We start from the raw sequence: 1,573 nt of genomic DNA, 5'->3' as shown, positions 1-1,573 counted from the left end.
GGGCCGCGGTGTGGCGGCGAGGGTCGGCGACCGCTCGCTGGGCCTCGGCAGCACGCGCTGGATGCGCGAGCTTGGCGTCGACCTCGGACCGCTGGAAGCGCTGGCGGTCGAGCACCAGCGCCAGGGTCGCACGGTGTCGTGGCTCGCCGACCTGGGCGACGCCGCCGCGCCGTCCTTGCTGGCCCTGCTGGCCTTCGGCGACACGCTCAAGCCCACGGCCGAGGCCGCGGTGCGGCATCTGCAGCGGCTCGGCCTGCGTACCGTGCTCGTCACCGGCGATCAGCCCGGCGCTGCGCAGGCGGTGGCCCGGGCCCTGGGCATCGACGAGGTGCGCGCCGAGGTCCTGCCGGCCGACAAGGCCGCGGTGATCGCCGGCCTGCGCAGCGAGAGCGGCTCGGTGGCGATGGTCGGCGACGGCGTCAACGACGCGCCGGCGCTGGCCGCGGCCGACGTCGGCGTCGCAATGGCCAACCCCGACGGAGGTGGCACCGACGTCGCCATGCATGCGGCCGGCATCACGCTGATGCGCGGCGATCCGGCGCTGGTGGCCGACGCGATCTCGATCTCTCGCCACACCACACGCAAGATCCGCCAGAACCTGTTCTGGGCCTTCGTCTACAACGCGGTCGGCCTCCCGCTCGCTGCCTTCGGCCTGCTGAGCCCGGTGTTCGCCGGGGCGGCGATGGCGCTCAGCAGCGTCAGCGTGCTGGGCAATGCGCTGCTGCTCAGGCGCTGGAAGCCGGAGGAGGACCGATGACTGCGACATCGAGAGCCGGCCGAGCGCCGGGCCGCCCCAAGCCGGCCGGCATCCCCTCGGGGGATCGGGTGTCGCAGGCACCCGAGGGGCCGTCTGTCGGCCGAGCGCCGGGCCGCCCCAAGCCGGCCGGCATCCCCTCGGGGGATCGGGTGTCGCAGGCACCCGAGTGGCAGACATTCAACATCGGCGACGCCGCCCAGCGCAGCGGCGTGTCGGCCAAGATGGTGCGGCATTACGAGAGCCTCGGCCTTTTGCCGCCGGTGGCACGCAGCGAGGCCGGCTACCGGCGCTATTCGATGCGCGAGGTGCACACGCTGCGCTTCATCCGCCGCGCACGCGAACTGGGCTTCGGCATCGCGGAGATCCGCGTGCTGCTGTCGCTGTGGCAGGACCGTGGCCGGGCCAGCCGCGAGGTGAAGCAGGTGGCGCAGCGCCATGCCGCCGACCTGCAGCGGCGCATCGACGAGATGCAGGCGATGCAGCGCACGCTCGAGGCGCTGGCGCGGCACTGCCATGGCGACGAGCGCGCCGATTGCCCGATCCTCGACGACCTGCAGGCCGGCCCGCGGGACCGGCGTTGATGCCGAGGCCGGCAGAAGCTGGCAGCATGTGAGCATGCCTCGATTCGCCGCCAACCTGACGTTGCTCTACACCGAGCTGCCCTTCCTCGACCGTGCCGCCGCCGCCGCGCGCGACGGCTTCGAGGCCGTGGAATGCCAGTTCCCGTACGAGCACCCCGCCGCCGAGTTCGCGGCCCGGCTGGCCGACAGCGGCCTGCCGCTGGTGCTGATGAATGCGCCGCCCGGCGACGCCGCG

Annotated in this window: 2 protein-coding genes and 1 pseudogene; all 3 read left to right on the top strand. The window is 73.6% G+C overall.

The features are described from left to right. Positions 1-757, top strand: a 757-nt coding sequence (locus tag x551_RS21985) for an HAD-IC family P-type ATPase (RefSeq protein WP_152543635.1), incomplete at its 5' end; no start/stop codon positions are given. A 149-nt stretch (positions 758-906) separates the two neighbouring features. Continuing rightward, complete coding sequence (gene cueR, locus x551_RS21980) at positions 907-1,338, top strand: Cu(I)-responsive transcriptional regulator (protein ID WP_036236631.1); 432 nt, start codon at positions 907-909, stop codon at positions 1,336-1,338. Between the two features lie 34 nt (positions 1,339-1,372). Next, positions 1,373-1,573 (top strand): annotated as a pseudogene (locus x551_RS21975) (hydroxypyruvate isomerase); the annotation flags it as partial.

This window comes from Methylibium sp. T29 (genome assembly GCF_000576205.1).
GTDB classification, from domain to species: Bacteria; Pseudomonadota; Gammaproteobacteria; order Burkholderiales; family Burkholderiaceae_C; genus Methylibium; species Methylibium petroleiphilum.
Note: the sequence above shows the minus strand (reverse complement) of the source record. Positions and strands in the feature narration are given on the sequence as shown.